The sequence below is a fragment of the Bradyrhizobium sp. AUGA SZCCT0182 genome (assembly GCF_018130185.1).
GTDB lineage: Bacteria > Pseudomonadota > Alphaproteobacteria > Rhizobiales > Xanthobacteraceae > Bradyrhizobium.
In genome coordinates this window covers 1-1,126 of record NZ_JAFCLY010000109.1, presented here as the reverse complement: position 1 = coordinate 1,126, position 1,126 = coordinate 1, and the positions used below count along the sequence as shown (strand labels likewise).

The window sequence follows — 1,126 nt, the reverse complement described above, 5'->3', positions numbered from 1 at the left end:
GCGACGGAGGGGGGCATCCCGAGGTCGTCCCGTTAGGTGGTTCGCTTAAGTCCCTCGCGTTAAGCGGGAGTGGTCCGAAGGCGCGAAGCGACTAAGCGGGTTTCATGGGATTAAGGGAACCAACCTTAGGGTGTTTGCACCCGGCGGATCCGGAACCTTCCCTACAGAGCAACTTGGAGGTTATCATGAAGATGGTTAAGAGCCTTATCCTCGGCTCAGCGGCGGGTCTGATCGCCATGAGCGGAGCACAGGCTGCCGATCTTCCCGTCAAGGCCAAAGCGGTCGAGTACGTGAGGATCTGCTCCCTGTACGGTGCTGGTTTCTACTACATCCCCGGCACGGACACCTGCATCAAGCTGGGTGGTTATCTGCGCGTTGAAACCGCGTTCGGCACCAACTCGGTATTCGGCGGTGCCTACCAGACGCAGGCTGGCGCTCAAAATCGCCTGTCGAACTATTACACCGCTCGTTCCCGCCAGGACCTGAACATCGATACGCGTACGGCGACTGAATACGGCGTCCTCCGCACCTACTTCGATGCGACGTTCTCCTGGACCTCGGGCTCCTACGCCGGTAACGGCCTCGGCGGCACGTTCTACTCTGGTGCTGCGCAGGCCGGTGGCTTCGGTGGCGTTGGCAACCCGTCTGACGGCGGTCTCTCGGGCGGTTCGCTCGGCGTCTACCATGCGTTCATCCAGTTCGCTGGGTTCACGATGGGTAAGACGATCTCGCAGTTCGACGCTCCCTGGACCAACTACCCGGGCAACAACTTCGACGGTCTCGTCGGCGGCAGCGGCATGGTCACTGGTGTGAACCAGTTGACCTATACCGCTCAGTTCGGCAACGGCATCTCGGGCACCGTGTCGCTCCAGGATCAGACCGCCTACTCTCAGGCCAACGTGATCAACACGAGTGCAGGCCTCGTCGCCCCCGCGGCCTTCGCAGGTGGCGGCTACGGCGCCAGCGATATCGGTGGCTCAAGGGTTCCGGATATCATCGGCGTGCTCAAGGCCGACCAGGCTTGGGGTATGGTCCAGTTGTCGGCAGTGGGGCATAACATTCATGCTGCTTACTACGGTGGCACTGAACCCACCGGTCATCCCAGCGACACGTGGGGCTGGGCTGT

General features: G+C 61.5%; 1 protein-coding gene. It reads left to right on the top strand.

All coding sequences use genetic code 11. The annotated features are described in order from the left end of the window. Positions 1 to 185: 185 nt before the first annotated feature. The coding region (locus tag JQ611_RS41450; protein WP_212468849.1) for a porin at positions 186 to 1,126 on the top strand (941 nt) is incomplete at its 3' end.